Below are 18,503 nucleotides of genomic sequence, written 5' to 3' on the forward strand. Positions count from 1 at the left end.
GGCCTCAGCCTGCGGGACCCAGGAGCGGGCCGAGGTGGACCCACATGCCCGGCAGGTTGCGCACGACGGCGAACACGGCCGCGGCCGCCGCCAGGACCGCTGCCTCCTGGACGGAGACGAGCGGACGGGTCCTGCCGGCTCGACGGTGCAGGAGCCACCGTCCGAGGACCGCTGCGCCGGCCAGGAGCACGAGGAGCGCGAACGGGTTGTAGCCGATGGCAGCGTGCAGGTCGCCGTGGACCAGGGCGTGGGCGGCTCGGGTGCCGCCGCACAGGGGGCACCAGTAGCCGGTGAGCCTGTGCACGAGACACAGGTCGGGGCCGGAGGGCACCGCTCGACCCAGCACCTGGGAGGCGACGAGCGCGACGCCGGGCAGGGAGGACGCGACGACCGCGGTGCGCTGCACCGCCGTCAGGCCCCTGCGGCCCTCGATGACCTCCGGGTCCTCGGTCACGCCCATCGGTCAGGAGCCGGTCAGGCTGTCGAACACACCCGTGACGAGTCCGATGATGGTGAAGAGGATTCCCAGCGCCCCCAGGACGATGCCCACGATCGACATGGCGTTGTTGGTGGCGCGCCCCGCCTTGGCGGCCTGGAGGCCCAGGAAACCGAGGATGATGGCCGGGATGCCGGTGAACGCTCCGCAGCACAGGGCCGCGGCGATGCCCAGGCCCAGCGCCCAGTTTCCGAGGCTGTTCTTCTCGGTGGCGACGTTGAACGCTCCGTAGCCCGCGGACCCGGTGGGACCCTGGTACGGCGGCGGGCCGGCCTGGTAGCCCTGGTCCGCCCCGGAGTAGCTGCCGGGGTACTGGTTGGGGTCGTGGTTGGGGTCGTAGCTGGTCATAAGAGGAACCTCCTGTGTGAGCCTGTGGTGTCCAGCACTGGCGTGACCCGGTCCGGCCGCGCCCTACCGAAGGGTAGCGACTCGGTCGGGTGCGCGCCGCCCCGCCCGCGCACCGGGAACGCCTCAGCGCACAGGGTGCCCCGCTGACCTCAGGGCGTCCTTGGCCTGGGAGATCGTGAGCGTGCCGTAGTGGAAGACGCTGGCGGCGAGCACGGCGTCGGCCCCGTGGTCGGCCGCGGCGGCGAAGTCCTCGGCCTGGCCGGCACCGCCGGAGGCGATGAGCGGGACGGTGACGACCTCGCGCACCGCGTCGAGCATCTCCAGGTCAAAGCCCCCGGTGACCCCGTCGGCGTCCATGGAGTTGAGCAGGATCTCCCCGGCGCCCATCGTCGCGGCGCGCACGGCCCAGGCCACCGCGTCCAGGCCGGTCGAGCGGCTGCCGCCGTGGGTCGTGACCTCGTAGCCCGAGGGCGTCGACACCCCGGGCGGGCAGCGCCTGGCGTCCACCGACAGGACGAGGACCTGGTTGCCGAAGCGCTCGGCGACCTCGGTGAGCAGCTCGGGGCGGTGGATCGCGGCGGTGTTGATGCCGACCTTGTCCGCGCCCGCGCGCAGGAGCCTGTCGACGTCCTCGACGCTGCGCACGCCCCCGCCCACCGTCAGGGGGACGAAGACCTGCTCAGCGGTCCGGGAGACGACCTCCATCATCGTCGACCGGGCCTCGCTCGAGGCGGAGACGTCGAGGAAGGTGATCTCGTCAGCGCCCTGCTCGTCGTAGCGGCGCGCCAGCTCGACGGGGTCGCCGGCGTCACGCAGCCCCTTGAAGTTGACGCCCTTGACGACGCGACCGTCCTTGACGTCGAGGCACGGGATGACACGGATCGCGACGCTCATCGTGAGTGGACCCTCCTGGGGAGCGTGTCGGTGGGCTCAGGTGGCACGAGGCTACACCGCCCGCACGGTCCGCTCTGCCGCCCCCGCCCCGGACGGTCGGGCACCGCACCCGCCGCTGCGCTCTCAGCCAGCGGTGGAGCCAGTGCTGTCACCAGAAGCTCAGCAGCGGACTGAACAGGTGGAAGGCGAAGCCTGCGACGTTGAGGATGATCGACGCGGCGCCCAGGACGATACCGATGATGGACAGGACCTTGTTCGAGGCACGTCCCTCGTTGGCGGCGAACACACCCAGGCACCCGACGATGATGGCCGCGACACCGGTGAGGAACGGGACGAAGCAGCAGATGATCGAGCTGACGCCCAGGCCCAGCGACCAGTAGCCCAGGGCGTCGTCCTCGGTTCCCGTGCGCGGGACACCGTAGACCGGATAGCCGTGGCCCGGGGGCGGCGGCGGGCCGGGCGGGCCGCCCTGGTAGGGCGGCTGAACGGGTTGCGGGCTGCCCCCGGGGTACTGGTTGGGGTCGTCGCTGGTCATGGGAGAGACCTCCTGTGTGAGCCACTGGTGTCTGACATGAGACCCGGTCCGGCCGCGCCCTCACCGAAGGGTAGCGACTCGGTCGGGCGTGCGCTGCCCGTCCGGCCCGCCCTCGCCCGGGCCAACGGTGTCCTAGCCTGTGGCGGTGGATCCTTCCTCCCACCTCAGCGCGGGTGCGCGCCGTCCGAGCGTCGTCGTCCTCGGGCAGGCGGTCGACGAGCTCGTGCGCAGGTCGACCGGCACCCGACGGTGCCCGGGCACCGGGCGCGCTGGCCCCCACGGGCGGCTCATCGCCATCGACGGCCGCTCCGGCGCGGGCAAGTCCGTTCTGGCCGACCGCCTCGCCGCGGCGCTGGGCCGGCGGTGCGCGGGGGTCCTGCACGTCGACGACCTCGTTGCGGGCTGGCAGGGCCTCGAGGTCGGGGTCGACAGGTGCGCCCGGGTCGTCACCGCGCTCGACCGGGGGCTCGCCGCACGCGCACCGAGCTGGGACTGGCGGTGCTCGGCGCCCGGCGACGACCTGCTCGTCGGTCCCCTGGACGGGAAGGTTCTTCTCCTCGAGGGCTGCGGGGCGCTGGCCGCGGTGGCCCGGGACCTGGAGGGCCTGGAGGTCGTGCGGGTGCTGGTCACGGCGCCGCAGCCCCTCAGACTCCTGCGGATCAGGCAGCGCGACCCCTACCCGTGGGACCTCGAGGCCTGGGAGGAGCAGGAGCGGACCGTGGAGCGCCGGTGGCGGGGCACCCCGTGGGAGCCCGAGCTCGTCATCGTCCCGGACCGGTCCTCGCCGCCACTGACAGGTCTCTGACCGGACCCTGCCAGGTCCCTGCCCGTCAGGGGGCGGCTGACGGGGTGACGTGGACGACCCCGTCGTCGTCGGCCTCGGGGGTGGCCGATGCCTGCGCGAGCGCGTCGTCGTCGGCGATGGCCAGGACGTCGATGACGACCGCCACCGCACCGTCCCCCGTGGCCTGGTCGGCCGGCAGGGACAGCACGACCCGGGAGCCGACCGTCACGTCGACGAGGTGGCGGGTGATGCCCGCCAGCGTGTCGGTCATGTCGATGAGGCTCGGGACGGTCGCGGCGCCGTAGGTGTTGTTGCGCACGGCGCCGTCCGCCCAGCTCACGGTCGCGTAGCGGGCGATGACGACGTCGTCGGACTCGACCTGCTGCCCCTGTCCGCGCACGAGCAGCGCTGAGGCCGATCGGGTCGGGGCGGCAAGGCCCTGGACCGTGACCGTCACCGCGCCGTCGGCCCCGACAGTCACAGCCGGGGTGCCGGCGGGAGGGCTCAGCTCCTCGCCGGTGGCGGTGGTCGGCAGGACGTCGACGACCGTGATCTCGGTGGACACGGCCCCGGAGACATCGGTGATGGGCGCGCGCAGCACGACGCGCGACCCCTCCGTGGCGCCCGCGACCGCCTCGGCCAGCGCCTCGCCGAGCGAGGCCGCGTCGAGGACCCCCCGGTAGACCCGGTTGCCCGAGGAGGTCCCGGTCGTGTTCGTCCCGTCGGTCCCGGAGAAGGTCGCCACGCTGAGCAGGACCGCCTCCCCGGTGGCCAGCGTCCTGCCCTGGCCGACGACGATCTCGTCGGTGCTCACCGAGTCGACGGCCGTCAGGGGCCCTGACAACGAGACGACAGGCACCGAGCCCACCCGCCCGGCGACCTCCATGACCTGGTCGATCGGGGCGTCACCCGGCACGGGAGATCCCTGGCTCGCCGCGGCCTGGGAGGTCTCGGTCGACCCCCCGGAGAACCGCGCGACCGTGACCGGCACGAGGACGATCGCCAGGGCGGCGACGAGCGCCATGACCAGGGCGACGCGTCCGCGCGGCCGGGGCCGGCCCAGGGTCGCCCCGATGGCGCGCTGGGCTCCGGTCGAGGTGCCGGGCTCCTCCTGCGAGGCCTCCTCAGGGTCCTCAGGGGTGGAGACGTGGGTCGTCTCCGTGGCGGGCTCAGGCGGCCGCTCCTCCCGGACCACGCCCCTGGCCGCCGCCCGGCGCAGCGCCGAGGGCGCGGGCACCGGTGTGAGCACCGGTGGCTCCTCCTCCAGGGGCGCCTGCGGAGCGCCCTCGCCCTCAGGGGGGCCGAGCCGAGGCGACCGCGTACGGGCAGGCAGCGCACCGCCGACCGGAGCGGCGCGCTCCGGGGCCGCGGGGGCGTGGGGCGGCTCAGCGGAGCCGGACACCCCGGGGCGCTCGGCGAGGTCGTGGAACGGGGGGACACGGGGCGCCACCTCGTGGGACGGGGCGACCGGGACGGGCGGGACCGCACCGACGCCGACGTCGTTGCGGGCCTGCGCGACGCGGGGCGTGCCAGCTGGTGCCGCGGAGGCGGCGTGAGCAGCCCGCGCGGCCTCCTGAGCGCGCTCGCGCTCCCTCATCTGGCGGCGCGTGAGGGGCTTGCCGTCAGCTCCGCCGAGCTGCAGGTTGGTCGTGTCGTCGGAGGTAGTCATAGGTGATCCCGCGAGTATGCCAGAACCGACTCAGGCGCAGGGAGGGGGCTGGCTCACTGCCTGCGCGTCCATCGCGGCCAGGAGGGCGTCGACACGCGGGTCCTGGGCGGAGAAAGGGTCACGCAGGGACACCGGGGGCAGGCTCCCGTCGTCGAGCCTGAGAGTGACCCAGTCGACACTGAGGTCGCGGCGCAGGTCCTGCGCCCGGGACACCGCCGTCCCGCGCAGGTGGGCCCGGGTGGTTGACGGCGCGGTGTCGACCGCCCGGCGGCAGGTCGCCTCGTCGACCACGCGCTTGAGCAGGCCCGCGTCCTCCAGCGCGGGCCGCAGCCCGTCGGGCCCGACGTCGTGGTAGGCTAGGGCCAGGCGCCGGACCCGGGGGTCGTCGAGCCCGGTGCCAGAGCGCTCGGCGTAGCGCGTGAGCAGCCGGTGCTTGACCGCCCAGTCCAGCTCGGCCTCGACCAGGCTGTGGTCCCCTGTGCGCACGGCCTCCAGGCCGCGGTCCCACAGCTCGAGGACACCGGCGTGCAGCGGGTCGAGGTCGAGCTCGGCCCGACAGTGGTCGAGGACGCGGGCCAGGAGCTCGCCCTGGAGCTCGGTCGGTGTGATCGTGCGGCCGTTGTCCCGTTCCAGGGGAGCCGCCCCGCCCAGGTCGTGGCACGTGTCCCGGATAGCGCGCATGGGCTGGGCGAGCTGGAGGTCGCTCAGGTCGCCCCCGTGCTCGAGCAGGTCGAGGAGCAGGTCCATGGCGCCGACCTTGAGCAGGGTCGAGCCCTGGGCGATGTTGGAGTCGCCGACGATGACGTGAAGACGCATGTAGCGCTCGGCGTCCGCGTGCGGCTCGTCACGGGTATTGATGAGGGGACGCGCCCGGGTCGTGGCCGAGGAGACCGCGTCCTCCATCTGGTCGGCCCGCTGGGAGAAGACGTAGCGGGCGCCCCGGGGCCCGGGCAGGATGTGCCCGGCGCCGACGAGCACCTGGCGGGTGACGAGGTGGGGCACGAGGGCCCGGGCGTCGTTCCAGAACTCCGCGCGCCGTCGCACGAGGTAGTTCTCGTGGCAGCCGAAGCCCTGCCCACGCGCGTCGAGGTTGTTCTTGAGCAGGTGGATGCGGCCGGGCACGTCCCTGTCGGCCAGGCGGGCGTTGGCCCGGGCCGCCAGGTCGGCCATGACGAGCTCCCCGGCGCGGTCCTGCGCCAGCAGGTCGGCGAGCCGGTCGCACTCGGCGGTGGCGTACTCGGGGTGGGAGCCGACGTCGAGGTAGAGGCGCGCGCCTGAGCGGGTGAAGACGTTGGAGGCGCGGAAACGTTGGACGACCGGGTCGAAGAGCTCGTGGGCGGCGCTGTCGGCGTCCATCGGGGGCGGGCCACCGGTGGTCGAGGCGCAGGTGATGCCGTACTCGGTCTCGAGGCCCAGGATCCGTCGAGCCGGGGGCCTGCGCCCGGTGCCCGGTGCCCGGGCCTCCGTGTCCGGGCCACCGGGCTCCGTGACGCTCACTGCCCGCCCTTCTGGACGAAGCCCTCGACGAAGGCCGCTGCGTTGGTCTCCAGGACGGTGTCGATCTGGTCGAGGATGTCGTCGACGCCCACGACCCTGGCCTGCCCTGAGCCGGCCGGCCCCGCGGGGGTCTCCTCCCCCGGGCCGGCGGAGGGCCGGATCTGCTCGTGCTGGGTCATCGCGTGCCTCCTGCTGGGACGGGTGCGCCTGGCGCACGGGGACGGGGCTCAGTCTCCCCCACCGGAGCGGCTGGGCCCAAGCACGCGTCGAAGGTCGGCCAGGACGTGATCGACCCCCGCCTCATCGAGGACCACCTCGTCGGGCAGCGCCAGGCGCAGCAGGTCGGGCCTGCCCGCCGCGTCGATGACGAGGCTGGTCCACGAGGCCCCGACGACCTCAGGGTGCTCCGCGACGGCGCGGCCACGCGCCGCTGCTCGTGTTCCCCGGGGCGGCACGACCGCGGCCGCGGCGACCTCCTCGTCGGTGCACAACCGCCTGGCCAGTCCCGCGGCCACGATCCTGTCGACCACTGAGCGCCCGGCGCGCAGGTCGGCCCACTGGATGTCGAGGGCGGCCAGCCGTGGGTCGTCCCAGGACGCCCCAGTGCGCTCGCGCAGGCCTTGGCACAGCTGCAGCTTAGCGACCCACTCGATCATCTCGGCCGCCCGGGAGGTGGCCTGCGTCTCCTGCGGCCCGCCCAGGGCCTCGGCGTAGGACTCCAGGCGGGACAGCGCCTCCTCCCACAGCCCGATCGCCTCGGCGGTGTCCGGTCCTGCGTGCTGGGCGCCCGTGCCGCCGAAGTCCTCGGTGACCGCCTGGCGGACCGCCTCCAGGTGCGCGCGCTGGATCTCCAGGGCGGTCATCGGGCCCCCCGCGGTGGCCAGGGCGTGCCTGAGGGACGTGTCGTGGCTGAGCCGCCAGTGCTCCTCGACCGGATCACGCGTCAGGCGCAGCCGCTCCAGACCGGCCATGGCCTCGCCTCGGTCATGCGCCCGCTCCAGGTACCACAGGACCAGGTCGGTGGTCGCGACCTTGAGGTAGATGGGGGCGTCAAGGCGGTTGGCGTCCCCGTTGATGACGTGCAGGCGCCGGAATCGCTCGGGCTGGGCGTGGGGCTCGTCGCGGGTGTTGACGATGGGCCGGTTGAAGGTGGTCTGCAGGCCGATCTCGGTCTCGACGTAGTCGGCCCTCTGGCTGATCTGGAATCCCGGCCTCTCGCTGCGCTGACCGATACCCACCCGCCCGGCTCCGGCGATGACCGGCCGGGTCACGAGGAAGGGGATGAGGGCGGTGGCCAGGACGTGAAAGGGCAGGTCACGGCGCACGAGGTAGTTCTCGTGGGAGCCGTAGGTCGCCCCCTTGCCGTCGACGTTGTTCTTGTACAGGACGATCCCGCCGGGGGCTGCGTCGTCGGCCCGCTCCCCGGGGTGCGGACCGCCCCGGGTGCCCCGGGCCCCGGGGGCGCCCGGCGTCGCGGCCGCCTCCATGGCCTGCCGGGCGACCACCTCGCCTGCCCGGTCCCACACGAGGGCGTCCCGCGGCGTGAGGACCTCCGGCGAGGAGTACTCGGGGTGGGCGTGGTCGACGTAGAGGCGAGCACCGTTGGTGAGCACCGCCGTCGTGGCCCGCGGCAGCCGGGCCTCGAGGGCCGAGGGGCGTGACCGGCTGCTCCACACCGGGCGGCCGGCGCCAGGATCCCCCGCCCGGGGGGCACCGCCGGGGTGCCCGGTCGTCCCCGGCTCCTGGGGCGCAGGAGACCCGTCGAGCGCGTCGGGGCCCGAGGGGGCCGGACGCGTCGGGTCGTCGGTGAGCTGGCTCGGGTGGGCCGCCGAGCGGTCCACCCGACCGCCCCGCAGGTCGGCCAACGGGTCCTCGGCCTCGTAGTCCCAGGCCACGGCCGGCGCCCCCAGGCCCGGGCGCGAGATCGCACCGTAGGCCTCCACCACCCTGGTGGCCAGGGCGACGGGATTGGCCCGGACGTTGCCGGGCTGGACCACCCCGTACTCCGTCTCCAGGCCCACCGGCCTGCTCACCGGCCCCAGGAAGGGGGCGCCGGGTCCTGCGCCTTCGGGGCTCATACCGGCTCCTGTCCCAGGTGAGCGGAGTCGGCGCCCAGAAGCCGCACCGAGGCGATCGCCCGGCCGCGCCCACCCAGGACGCGGGACCAGCCCTCGGGGCTGGCGGCTGCGGTGATCTCCTCGTTCTGTCGGGCCTCGAGGGCAGCCGCCCGCAGCAGCGCCGCCGTCGACAGCCCTCCTGCTCCCCCGGCCAGCTCGTCCTTGATGGCCTCGGTCTTGGCCCGGGCCACGACGGCCGCGAGCATGGCCCCCGAGACGAGGTCCGCGACGTGAAGGACCTCGGTGGCACCCGATGCGTCGGTGACCTCAAGGACCGCCGTGGAGGGGGTGCGCGCGTACAGGGCCCGCACGACCGCCTCCCCCATGGCACGCACGGCCGCCTCCCGGTCCCCTCCGTGAGCGGCGAGCTCCTCGGGGTCCAGGGGCAGGCTGGGGGTGAGGTGACGGGCGAGCACGTCGATCGCACCGGCGGCGTCGGGGCGTCCGACCCGGATCTTCACGTCGAGCCGGCCGGGGCGCAGGATGGCTGGGTCGATCATGTCCTCGCGGTTGGAGGCACCGATGACCACGACGTTGCGCAGGGACTCCACGCCGTCGATCTCGGCCAGCACCTGGGGGACGATCATCGTCTCGACGTCGCTGGAGACCCCGGTGCCCCGGGTGCGCAGGAGGGCCTCCATCTCGTCGAAGAAGACGACGACCGGTCTGTCCTCGGCGGCGACCTTGCGGGCCTGCTCGAAGATGGCCCGGATCTGGCGCTCGGTCTCACCGACGAACTTCGAGAGCAGCTCCGGCCCCTTGATGTTGAGGAAGGCGGCCCCACGTCCCGACCCCGGTGCCTGCGCCGACCCCGCCAAGGAGGTGGCCACCGCCTTGGCGATGAGGGTCTTGCCACAGCCGGGCGGCCCGTAGAGCAGCAGTCCCTTGGGCGCCCTCAGACCGTAGCGGCGGTAGAGCTCGGGGTGGGTGAAGGGCAGCTCGAGGGCGTCGCGGATCTGCTCGATCTGCGGCGCCAGGCCCCCGATGTCGGACCAGGAGACGTCCGGGGTCTCGGCCACGACGAGCTGCTCGACGCTCGTGCGCTCGATGACCGCCGTGGCGGTGCCGGCACGCGGGTCGAGGGCCAGGGTGTCGCCGGTCTTGAGCGCGGCGTGCTCGAGGTCCCCGCCCAGGAGCACGACGCGGCTCGCCCCGGCCCCTGTCGTGACAAGGGCACGGTGCTCGTCGACCACCTCGTCGAGGACGACCGCCTCCCCCGTGTCGGGAGCGGGCAGCACGTCGACGATGAGCATCTGGTCGTTGACCGCTGCGAGCCGGCCGACCCGCAGCCTGGCGGGATCGAGGCCGGGGTGGAGGCCCAGGACCATGGGGCGCCCGCCGAGGACGACCTGGGCCTGCGTGGGGCCGTCAGCCGGAGGCGGACCGGCGTGCTGGCCCTCGCTGCGGGGCGGCGCGGGATGCGTCGCGCCCGGCGCGGGGAGGCCGGGCGTCTCGTCCTCGAGGGCCGGGCGCCGCCCGGGCAGGGCGGTGACGACGGCGAGGGTGACCGGAGGCAGGGTGACCGCGTCGAGCTGGGCGCCGAGCTCGGCGATGCGCTCGCGGGCCGCACCCAGGGCGGTCGCGAGGCGCTCGTTCTTGGCGGCCAGGCTCACCGCCTCGGCACGTGCCTCGCGCAGCTGGTGGCTCGTGAAGTCCCTGGCTGGCATGCCCAGGGGTTGTGCGGAGGTGCCGGTGGGCCCCTGGGGGGCGGGCGGCACAGACGGGGCCGTTGGTTCAGTCATGCTCGTTCGTCCTCGTCGTGTCCTCCCCGTGCTCATCAGGGGTACCGGGCAGCACGGGGGTCCGGTCCTGCGGCTGCTTGGCCAGGCAGTCGCGCAGCACGCGACGGACCTTGCGGTCGGTGCTCGTGCGTTCGCGCACGTCCTGGGGTTCCCAGTAGCCGGCGTCGTCGTAGGCACCCCGGGCAGGTGGGCGCTTGCGGGTCAAGGGCCTCGATCCGGCCGCCAGGCGCCGGGCGGTGAGCAGGAAGCCGGTGTGGGCGACCATGCGGTGGTCGGGGCGCACCGACAGCCCGTCAACGTTCCACGTGCGCACCATCGACTCCCAGGACTCGGGCTCGGTGAACAGGAGGCTGTGGCGCAGGGCCTCGACGGTGCGAGAGAGCTGGGTGGTGGTGGCCACGTAGGCCAGGAAGAGCCCGCCTGGTACGAGCACGCGGGCGGACTCCTCGATGTTCTCCCAGGGAGCGAGCATGTCGAGCACGACGCGGTCCACGCTGGCGTCCGGGACGTGGTGGGCGGTCACCTCGGCGAAGTCGCCGGTGCGCAGCTCCCAGGCCGGGTGGTGGCGCCCGAACCAGGAGTCGACGTTGGAGGCGGCGATCTGCGCGAAGTCGGCCCGCCGCTCAATACTGAGCAGGTGGCCCGACTCGCCGACGGCGCTGAGCAGGTTCATGGTGAGCGCCCCCGAGCCGACCCCGGCCTCCAGGACGCGGGCACCGGGGAAGATGTCACCCATGGCGATGACCTGGCCGGAGTCCTTGGCGTAGACCACCTGCGCGCCCCGGGGCATGGACAGGACGTAGTCGGCCAGCAGGGGCCGCAGGAGGAGCAGCTCGTGGCCCGAGTCCGTGGTGAGCACCGTGCCCTCGTCGAGGCCGACGACGTCGCGGTGGTGGAAGGACCCGCGCACCGACTGGAAGTAGCCGCGGGGGTCGAGCTGGAAGGTGTTCTTGGCGCCCTTGACGTCAGTGACCTGAACCCGCTCGCCGTAACGGAACGGCCCGCGGCGCCCGGCCTGCCCGAGAACCTCCTGGGTGGCGTGGCGAGGCGGGAGAACGGGTCCTGCCCCCCGGGGTCCCGGCAGCACGGCATCCCTCCCGTGGCCCCCTGAGGGGTCTGCGTCGAAGCCGGCCCTCGCGTCGTCCGCCTCCGCCGGTGTCCTGTTGTGCTCAGTCATCATCGGAGAGTCTAGTGAGCCAAGGGGGTGCCACGTCCCGCCGTCCGCCGGTCGGCGGCTCACCCGCGGGGTCGGTCGGTGTCCCTGGGGCGCCACGCCGCTGGACGACGGCCTTCAGGCGTCCACAGGACGGTGCGCGCGCACGAGGAGCTGGAGTGGGAGGAGGTCACGGTGGGCAGGGTCGGCCAACCGGTAGCCCTGCGCGCAGGGCTCCATGAGCTCGGGCCAACGGCACCAGGACGAGTGGCGGGTCTCGATGACCTCGTCGATGACGAGCCCCGCGGCGATGAGGGCGGTGAGGATCTGCCCCACCGAGTGGTTCCACTGGTGGTGACGGGTGTGAGCCACCGGCGCGGTCCCCTCGGGCGCCTCGACGTAGGAGCCGTCGTCGTCCCAGGTCATGGGCTCAGCCTGCTGGAAGTAGGGCTCGTGGAGGGTCAGGCCGCAGGTGGTGTCGTCCCCCACGGCCATGGACATGGGGTGGTCGTCGCGCAGGAGGATCCTGCCCCCTGGACGCAGGAGGGAGGCCACCACGTCGGCCCACGCGGCAACGTCGGGCAGCCAGCACAGCACTCCGAGCGTCGTGTAGACCAGGTCAACCTCCCCGACGACGGCGGAGCGCGCGTCGTAGACGTTGGACTCGACGAACTCGATGTCGGCTCCCGCCCTGTCGGCCAGTGATCGGGCCCGCGCCAGCGACTGCGGAGACAGGTCCAGGCCGATGACGCGCGCAGCGCCCAGTCGTGCCAGAGAGATCGTGTCCAGGCCCAGATGGCACTGGAGGTGAATGACGTCGAGCCCGCTCAGATCGCCCAGGTAGGGCAGGTCCTGGGAGACCTCCGAGGTGATGCGCCCGGGGTCGGACAGGAGATCGTCGATGCCGTAACCGCTGGCCTCGTGAAAGGCGGCGCGGTCGTCCCAGTTGGCACGGTTGTCCGCGAAGTAGTGGGCATATCTGCCAGGCATGCCCCGGAGCGTATCATCGCTCAGGAGACAAGGGACCACATGGCGTCGTGTGCACTGTGCCCCGATCTCGAGGTGCCAGGTGGTTTCAGGTGGTGAGTGCAATGGTGGTGTCGTGTTCTGTTTTCTGCAGGAGCCTGTTGAAGGCTTCTGCGGGTGTGGCCCAGTCTAGGGTCTGGCGGGGGCGGGTGTTGAGGAGGTGCTGGGCCTGTTCGAAGGCGTGGAGGGGGTAGGTCGACAGGTCGGTGCCTTTGGGGAAGAACTCGCGGATCAGGCCGTTGGTGTTCTCGTTGGTTCCTCGTTGCCAGGGGCTGTGGGGGTCGCAGAAGTACACCTCGAGGTTGGTGGCGGTCCTGAAGCGGGCGACCTGGGCCATCTCGCCGCCCTGGTCCCAGGTCAGGGACCGGGCCATGGAGCGGGGCAGGCCCTTGATCATGGTCTCCAGCACCGTGGCCACGGTGGTGGCGGTGTGGTCGGTCAGCAGCGGGGCGATCAGGACCAGGCGGGTGGTGCGTTCGACCAGGGTGATCATCGCGGTGCGGTTGCCCGCGCCCATGACCAGGTCGCCCTCCCAGTGGCCTGGCACGGCCCGGTCGGCGACCTGGGCCGGGCGGGTGCTGATACGCGCGTCGGCCAGCCAGGGCCTGGAGGCCAGGGGCCCGGCCAGGGCCGAGCGTGGCACGCGCCGACTCCGCCCGGTGCGCAGCCTGTAGTGACGGCCCAGCTCGGCGCGCAGCGTCCCTCGGCCCTGGACGTACAGGGACTGGTAGATCGTCTCGTGGCTCACACGAAGATCATCGCGCTCGGGGTGGTCCGCAGCCAGACGGCGGCTGATCTGCTGGGGCGACCACCGCTGTCTCAGGCCCTGGACCACCAGGGCCCGCAGCTGGTCGTTGGAGTCCAGCACACGCGCCTTGGGCCGTGCCCTGGCGGCCCGGGCCTGGGCGTGGCGGGCCTGGGGGTCGTAGGCCTGCCGGCGGGCCTGTCAAGTTTTTTGTGTAAGCGGGTTGTTCAGAGGTGGGGGTTGATTCGGTCGGGGTAGGCGGTGGCGAGCTGGGCGAGGGCTTGTTTCCAGTTGGTGGTGATCCGGCCCTCGACCACGCGTGGCTTGGCCTTGCGCTTGTCCGCGGGCAGGTTCCTGTCCTTGTCGCGTTCTCGTGCCCGCTTGTCCTCGATGTTGCAGATCGCCAGCCACAGCAGCTTGACAGCGGCCTCGTCGCTGGGGAAGTGGCCCCGGTTCTTGGAGATCTTGCGTAGCTGGTAGTTGAGCGACTCGATGCTGTTGGTCGTGTAGATGACCCGGCGCAGCATCGGCGGGAACGCCAGGAACGGGGTGAAACGCTCCCACGCCCTGTCCCAGGTCGCCACCGTCTCGGGGTACTTGTCCCCCAGGGGAGAGCTGCTGAAGGCCGCCAGGGCCTCCAGGGCGGCCTCCTCACTGGGGGCGGCGTAGACCTGCTTGAGAGCAGCGGCGACCTTCTTACGGTCCTGGTAGGCCACGAACCTCATGGAGGCACGGATCAGGTGCACCACGCAGGTCTGGACCATGGAGTCGGGCCAGGTCGCCTCGATCGCCTCGGGCAGGCCGGTCAGCCCGTCACAGCACACGATCAGCACGTCCTTGACGCCCCTGTTGGCCAGCTCGGCGCACACGTGCGCCCAGAACGAGGCGCCCTCCTCGGCCTGGACCCAGATACCCAGGACGTGCTTGATCCCGTCCATGTCCACACCCACGGCGATGTGGGCCGAGCGGGTGGTGACCCTGTGGTCGACGCGGACCTTGACGCGGATCGCGTCGAGGTAGACCACCGGGTAGAACTCCTCCAGCGGGCGGCGCTGCCAGTCCAGGACCGCCTCGGCCACGGCGTCCGTGATCCTGCTGATCGTCCCCACCGACAGCTCCACACCGAGCGTGGACTCCAGGTGGTGGCGGATCTCGCGCACCGTCATACCACCGGCGTACAGGCTGATGATCATCGAGTCCAGACCGTCCATCCGCCGCTGCCCCTTCCTGACCAGCCGCGGCGTGAAGCTGCCGGCCCTGTCGCGGGGGACCTCGATCTCGAACGAGCCGACCTCAGAGCTGATCGTCTTGACCGTGGTGCCGTTGCGGGCGTTGCCACGAGCCACCGGCGCCTGCTCGCCCTTGTCGTAGCCAAGATGCTCCGTCAGCTCAGCCTGCAGACCCCGCTCCAGGGCCTCCTTGAGCAGGGCCGGCAGCAGCCCGTCGGCGCCCGTCAACCCCACCTCACCCGAGTCGATCCGCTCGAACAACCCGTCCAAGCCACCCGAGGCAACAAGATCCTCAACCACGCCCCGCCCACCAGCAGGACCAGTCTTCTCATCAGTCACAGTCATCAGTCCTTCAAAGAGGGCTTACACAGACCATTGAACACGCCCCTGCCGGCCCCCGCCGGCAGCGACCTCGCGGCTGACCGTGGAGACAGCCACCCCCAGGAACCGGGCGATCGAGGCCAGGGAATCACCCCTGGCCAGGCCCGCAGCGATCGCGCCGCGCCCCTGAGCCCCCAGACGCCTGCCGTGCCCGGTACCCCGGACCATCACCTCGAACCCGTCCCCCGACCCGCCCCGACCACGCCCAGCAGGCCTGGTCGTCCCGACCATCCCGCCCTCCCTGGCCCCGTGCCGCATCCTCATACCCCACAGCCTGCACCAGTCCGACACCGTGGACTGAGGCACCGAGAAACAAGCCCCCGCCTCGCGAGCCAACCAACCCGACTCGATCAGCTCCCGCACACCATCGCGAACCACACCAGGCCACACCCCACGCACCACAACCAGCCCCTCTCCCAAGCACCACCCATTGCACTCACCACCTGAAACCACCCCATGTCCCCCGATCTCGAGGTGTCACTTCTCCCGATCTCGAGGTGTCATATCTCCCGATCTCGGGGGCTGGGTGCGGCCCACGAGCAGGTAGGCGCACCAGGCGCCGACGATGCCCACGAGCATGACGGCGACCATCGGCAGGGCGCTCGATCCCCCACCGGAGCTGGCCAGCGGGGCGGAGACACCCATCGCGGTCGCCTGAGCCAGCCCCAGCAGGGCGCTGGCCGCCCCGGCGGTGCTCCTGACCTCCGTGAGCGCCAGGGCGCTGGCGTTGCCGAACACGAGTCCCTGGGCCGCCATCGTGAGCACGAAGCCCGCGCACAGGGGCACCAGGGGCAGGCCGAGCGCCAGGACGCTCGTCGTCACGAGGGTGATGCCGGTGGCCGAGATGGTCAGGCCCGCACCGATGAGCCGGCGCGGCTGGAAGCGTCCGACGAGCCGGGAGTTGAGGATCGCCATGAGCATGTTGCTGCCCGCGGTGCAGGCGAAGAACACCGAGTACTGCATGGTGCTCATGCCCTTGATCTCCTGGAGGACGAAGGAGGAGGCGGAGATGTAGGCGAACATGGCGAAGCCTGAGAAGGCAGAGGTGAGCATGTAGCCCACGAAGCGCGAACGGGTGACGAGCATGGCGAAGCTCGCGGCGAAACGGCGCAGCCCGCCTCCCCTGCGGTCCTCGACCGGAAGGGTCTCGGGGACGAGGGCGGCCGCCATGGCCATCATGAACAGCCCGAAGCCCGTCAGGCACCAGAAGATGGACCGCCACGTTGCCACCGACAGCACCGCTCCCCCGGCCACCGGCGCGATCATGGGGGCCAGGGCGCCCACGGCCATGAGGATCGACATCGTGCGGGCCAGCTGGTTGCCGCGGGCGACGTCGACGAGCACGGCCCTCCCGACGACGGCCGCGGCGCCTCCGCCCAGCCCCTGGAGGACCCGACCGACCATGAGCACCTCGATGCCCGGCGCGGTGGCGCACACGACACCGCCGAGGGTGCACACCGCCCCTCCCACGATGATGGGCAGCCGGCGACCCCGCTGGTCCGAGCTCGTCCCGCCGATGACCTGACCCAGCCCCATGCCCACGAAGAACGCGGTCAGGGTCAGTCCCACCGCCGTCGAGCTCGTCGCCAGGTCCTGGGCGACCCGGGGGAAGGCGGGCGAGTACATGTCGGTGGCGAAGGGCGGCACGGCGTTCTGCACGGCGAGCGCCGCCAGGAGCGCGACGGGGATCATGTCCCGTCCCGATGATGTCCGGCTCATCGTGTCAGCCCGCCATCGAGACGGGTTCATCAGGCAGGCTGTCGAGCTGGGCGCAGGCCGCCTCGACCGCCGAACGCACCGCGGGGTCGCTCCCGGCCCCCGAGCGGTCGGCCTCGTCGAGGACCTGCTCGAGCAGGACACGGGCTCTGCCGGTCTGCCCGGCGGCGTGGCAGGCCTGTGCGAGGTGGTGGCGCAGGGCGAGCACGTCAGGGTGGGCGGGGCCGCGCTCGTGCTCGACGTCCGCCAGCGTCTGCTCGCTCAGGGCGACGGCCCGCTGGACGTCGCCGCAGGTGCGGTGCGAGCTCGCCAGGTTGATGCGGATCCGCAGGGTGAGCAGGTCCCGCGAGCCCAGGACGGCCTCCGCGGTGGCGAGCGCCTCCTCGAGCAGGGGCAGCGCCCTGGTGGGCTCACCGACCGCCGTGTAGGCCAGGGCGAGGTTGTTCGCGGCGGCCAGGACCATCGAGGTGTCGTGACCACGAGCCCGTCGGCGCACGGCCAGCGCCCGCTCGAACAACGGGACGGCCTGCACCGCCTGGCCGCATCCCTGGTAGGCGGCTGCGAGGTTGGTCAGGCTCGCGGCGACATCGGGGTCGTCCTCGGGAAGACCTTGCGTGGCGGCCAGGGCACGCTCGTAGAAGGGCACGGCACCGGCGACGTCGCCCGCGCAGGCCCGCGCCCGGGCCAGGCGGGAGCAGGACAGCGCGGACAGGGGGTGCTCGCGCCCCAGGACGCGGTCCGCGTCAGCCAGCAGGCTCGTGTACTGCTCGATGGCGCGCCCCGTCTCCCCCACGGTCTCGTAGGCCCGGGCGAGGTGGTGCCTGGCGGTCAGGGTGTCGGGGTGCTCGGAGCCGTACAGGCGCACGCACTCCTCAACGTGCCTGGCGTGCTCGACGACGTCCCACGGGACGCGCTCGACGGACACGGACCCACCTCCTTCTGACAAAACCAGGTCATGCTACCAGCGGAGCCCATCCGTGTCCTGAGCAGCGTCCGACGGCTCCGGACGGCGGCGGGCGGTGCTCAGCGCGCCCCGGTGGGGACCGCTCCGACAATGGTCCCCTCATCGATGACGACGAGCCACCGGGAGACCTCGCGCGCGCGTGCAAGCGCCGAGACCGCACCTGGTCCACCCGTCTGGGAGGTGACGGCCACGGCCGGCAGGACGGTGCACGTCTGGCCTGCGGTCACCTTAGCGCCCGGGGGCGGGTCGAGCCGGGACAGGTCCTGGTCGTCGACCGTGCCCAGCACCCGTGAGCCGTCGAGGACGATGACGAGAGCCGCGCCCTCGGCCAGGCGGGCCCGGACCTGCTCGAGCGGCGCGGCGGCGGGCAGCACCGCCACCGCCTGCGCCAGCTCGCGCAGGTCGACCCGGGATGCGGCCCGGCCCCCGCGCCCAAGCCCCAGGACCCTCCAGGAGGTGGCGGCGATGGGCCAGCCGACCATGACGGCCAGGACGAGCTGGAAGGACCCCGGCCTCGTGCCCTGGACGACAAGCGGCCACAGCAGCCAGCGCCAGGCGATGAGTGCCAGGACCGCCAGGCCCCCGACAGCGGCGACCTGCCGGCCCAGACGGGGGCGCCCGGTCACCTGCTCGACGAGCGCCGCCAGGGCGTGCCCTCCGTCCAGGGGCAGGCAGGGCAGGGCGTTGAAGGCGGCCAGGGCCAGGTTGACCCAGGTCAGTGCCCACACGGCGACGTAGGCAGGCACCGTCTCGACGACCCCGGAGCCCAGGGCCCACCGGCCCAGGGCCCACAGCACCAGGTTCGTGGCAGGACCCGACAGCGAGGTGAGCACGTCCTTCCACGGCCGCCACGACCGGGAAGGGCCGAAGCTGGTCCGTCCGCCCCACAGGTAGAGCTCGTAGCGCACGGGCCGGCGGCCCAGCGCCGTGCCGGCCATGCCGTGCGCCAGCTCGTGGAGGGTCACGCTCACCGCGACTCCCGCCACGGTCAGGCCGACCACGCCCAGGACCGTGAGGATCCCGAAGCCGGTCAGGGCGGAGGACACGAGCGGGTACCAGCTGGCGGCGATGAGGGCGCCGAGCAGCAGCGAGGTCGGGGCGACGACGACGGGAGCTCCGCCGACCCGGCCCAGGACCCATCCCTCGGGTGCGGTGGCTGACGGCATGAGCCGGAGCCTACGCGACCGGTCGGGCCCGACGCTCATCG

General features: G+C 72.7%; 17 protein-coding genes and 1 pseudogene. 1 reads left to right on the plus strand and 17 read right to left on the minus strand.

Annotated features, from left to right (window positions below; all coding sequences use genetic code 11):
• Positions 1–4: 4 nt before the first annotated feature.
• The 4 genes from EL245_RS02280 to EL245_RS13535 form a co-directional block, all read right to left on the minus strand.
• The gene (locus EL245_RS02280) at positions 5–454 is read right to left on the minus strand and encodes a DUF2752 domain-containing protein (RefSeq protein WP_232009834.1); all 450 of its coding nucleotides are present in this window, start codon (positions 452–454) and stop codon (positions 5–7) included.
• A gap of 9 nt (positions 455–463) precedes the next feature.
• Positions 464–844, minus strand: a complete 381-nt coding sequence (locus EL245_RS02285) for a DUF4190 domain-containing protein (protein WP_126381679.1) — start codon at positions 842–844, stop codon at positions 464–466.
• Positions 845–967: 123 nt separating this feature from the next.
• Positions 968–1,738, minus strand: a complete 771-nt coding sequence (gene hisF, locus EL245_RS02290; RefSeq protein ID WP_126381680.1) for an imidazole glycerol phosphate synthase subunit HisF — start codon at positions 1,736–1,738, stop codon at positions 968–970.
• A gap of 148 nt (positions 1,739–1,886) precedes the next feature.
• Complete coding sequence (locus EL245_RS13535; protein ID WP_126381681.1) at positions 1,887–2,273, minus strand: DUF4190 domain-containing protein; 387 nt, start codon at positions 2,271–2,273, stop codon at positions 1,887–1,889.
• Positions 2,274–2,418: 145 nt separating this feature from the next.
• Between EL245_RS13535 and EL245_RS02300 the strand changes: the two genes are divergently transcribed.
• Entirely contained in the window at positions 2,419–3,078 is a 660-nt protein-coding gene (locus EL245_RS02300) for a nucleoside/nucleotide kinase family protein (protein ID WP_126381682.1), read from the plus strand.
• A gap of 25 nt (positions 3,079–3,103) precedes the next feature.
• Here the strand turns inward: EL245_RS02300 and EL245_RS02305 are convergent, their stop codons facing one another.
• The 13 genes and pseudogenes from EL245_RS02305 to EL245_RS02365 form a co-directional block, all read right to left on the minus strand.
• The gene (locus EL245_RS02305; protein ID WP_126381683.1) at positions 3,104–4,726 is read right to left on the minus strand and encodes a hypothetical protein; all 1,623 of its coding nucleotides are present in this window, start codon (positions 4,724–4,726) and stop codon (positions 3,104–3,106) included.
• Positions 4,727–4,756: 30 nt separating this feature from the next.
• Complete coding sequence (gene pafA / locus EL245_RS02310) at positions 4,757–6,223, minus strand: Pup--protein ligase (protein WP_126381684.1); 1,467 nt, start codon at positions 6,221–6,223, stop codon at positions 4,757–4,759.
• On the minus strand, positions 6,220–6,402 hold the full coding sequence (locus tag EL245_RS02315) for a ubiquitin-like protein Pup (RefSeq protein WP_126381685.1): 183 nt from the start codon (positions 6,400–6,402) through the stop codon (positions 6,220–6,222). Before EL245_RS02315 ends, pafA begins: the two co-directional genes overlap by 4 nt.
• Before the next feature lie 48 nt (positions 6,403–6,450).
• A complete protein-coding gene (locus tag EL245_RS02320) occupies positions 6,451–8,301 on the minus strand; it encodes a proteasome accessory factor PafA2 family protein (RefSeq protein WP_126381686.1) in 1,851 nt (616 codons plus the stop codon).
• Positions 8,298–10,007 (minus strand): proteasome ATPase, encoded by a 1,710-nt coding sequence (arc, locus tag EL245_RS02325; protein WP_232009911.1) that lies wholly within the window; start codon positions 10,005–10,007, stop codon positions 8,298–8,300. The genes EL245_RS02320 and arc overlap by 4 nt, the downstream gene beginning before the upstream one ends.
• Before the next feature lie 67 nt (positions 10,008–10,074).
• Entirely contained in the window at positions 10,075–11,259 is a 1,185-nt protein-coding gene (locus tag EL245_RS02330) for a tRNA (adenine-N1)-methyltransferase (RefSeq protein WP_232009835.1), read from the minus strand.
• Between the two features lie 114 nt (positions 11,260–11,373).
• Positions 11,374–12,225 (minus strand): class I SAM-dependent methyltransferase, encoded by an 852-nt coding sequence (locus EL245_RS02335; RefSeq protein ID WP_126381688.1) that lies wholly within the window; start codon positions 12,223–12,225, stop codon positions 11,374–11,376.
• 85 nt (positions 12,226–12,310) lie between these two features.
• Positions 12,311–13,186: pseudogene (locus EL245_RS02340) on the minus strand (IS30 family transposase); the annotation flags it as partial.
• A gap of 47 nt (positions 13,187–13,233) precedes the next feature.
• Complete coding sequence (locus tag EL245_RS02345) at positions 13,234–14,580, minus strand: IS256 family transposase (protein WP_164719441.1); 1,347 nt, start codon at positions 14,578–14,580, stop codon at positions 13,234–13,236.
• Positions 14,581–14,598: 18 nt separating this feature from the next.
• Positions 14,599–14,784 (minus strand): helix-turn-helix domain-containing protein, encoded by a 186-nt coding sequence (locus EL245_RS13970; protein ID WP_164719444.1) that lies wholly within the window; start codon positions 14,782–14,784, stop codon positions 14,599–14,601.
• A gap of 309 nt (positions 14,785–15,093) precedes the next feature.
• A complete protein-coding gene (locus tag EL245_RS02355) occupies positions 15,094–16,308 on the minus strand; it encodes a multidrug effflux MFS transporter (RefSeq protein ID WP_232009836.1) in 1,215 nt (404 codons plus the stop codon).
• Positions 16,309–16,339: 31 nt separating this feature from the next.
• The gene (locus EL245_RS02360) at positions 16,340–17,257 is read right to left on the minus strand and encodes a tetratricopeptide repeat protein (protein ID WP_126381691.1); all 918 of its coding nucleotides are present in this window, start codon (positions 17,255–17,257) and stop codon (positions 16,340–16,342) included.
• 98 nt (positions 17,258–17,355) lie between these two features.
• Positions 17,356–18,462: a site-2 protease family protein gene (locus EL245_RS02365; RefSeq protein WP_126381692.1), complete on the minus strand. Its 1,107-nt coding sequence runs from the start codon at positions 18,460–18,462 to the stop codon at positions 17,356–17,358.
• Between the last annotated feature and the right edge of the window lie 41 nt (positions 18,463–18,503).

The sequence above is a fragment of the Actinomyces howellii genome (assembly GCF_900637165.1).
GTDB lineage: Bacteria > Actinomycetota > Actinomycetes > Actinomycetales > Actinomycetaceae > Actinomyces > Actinomyces howellii.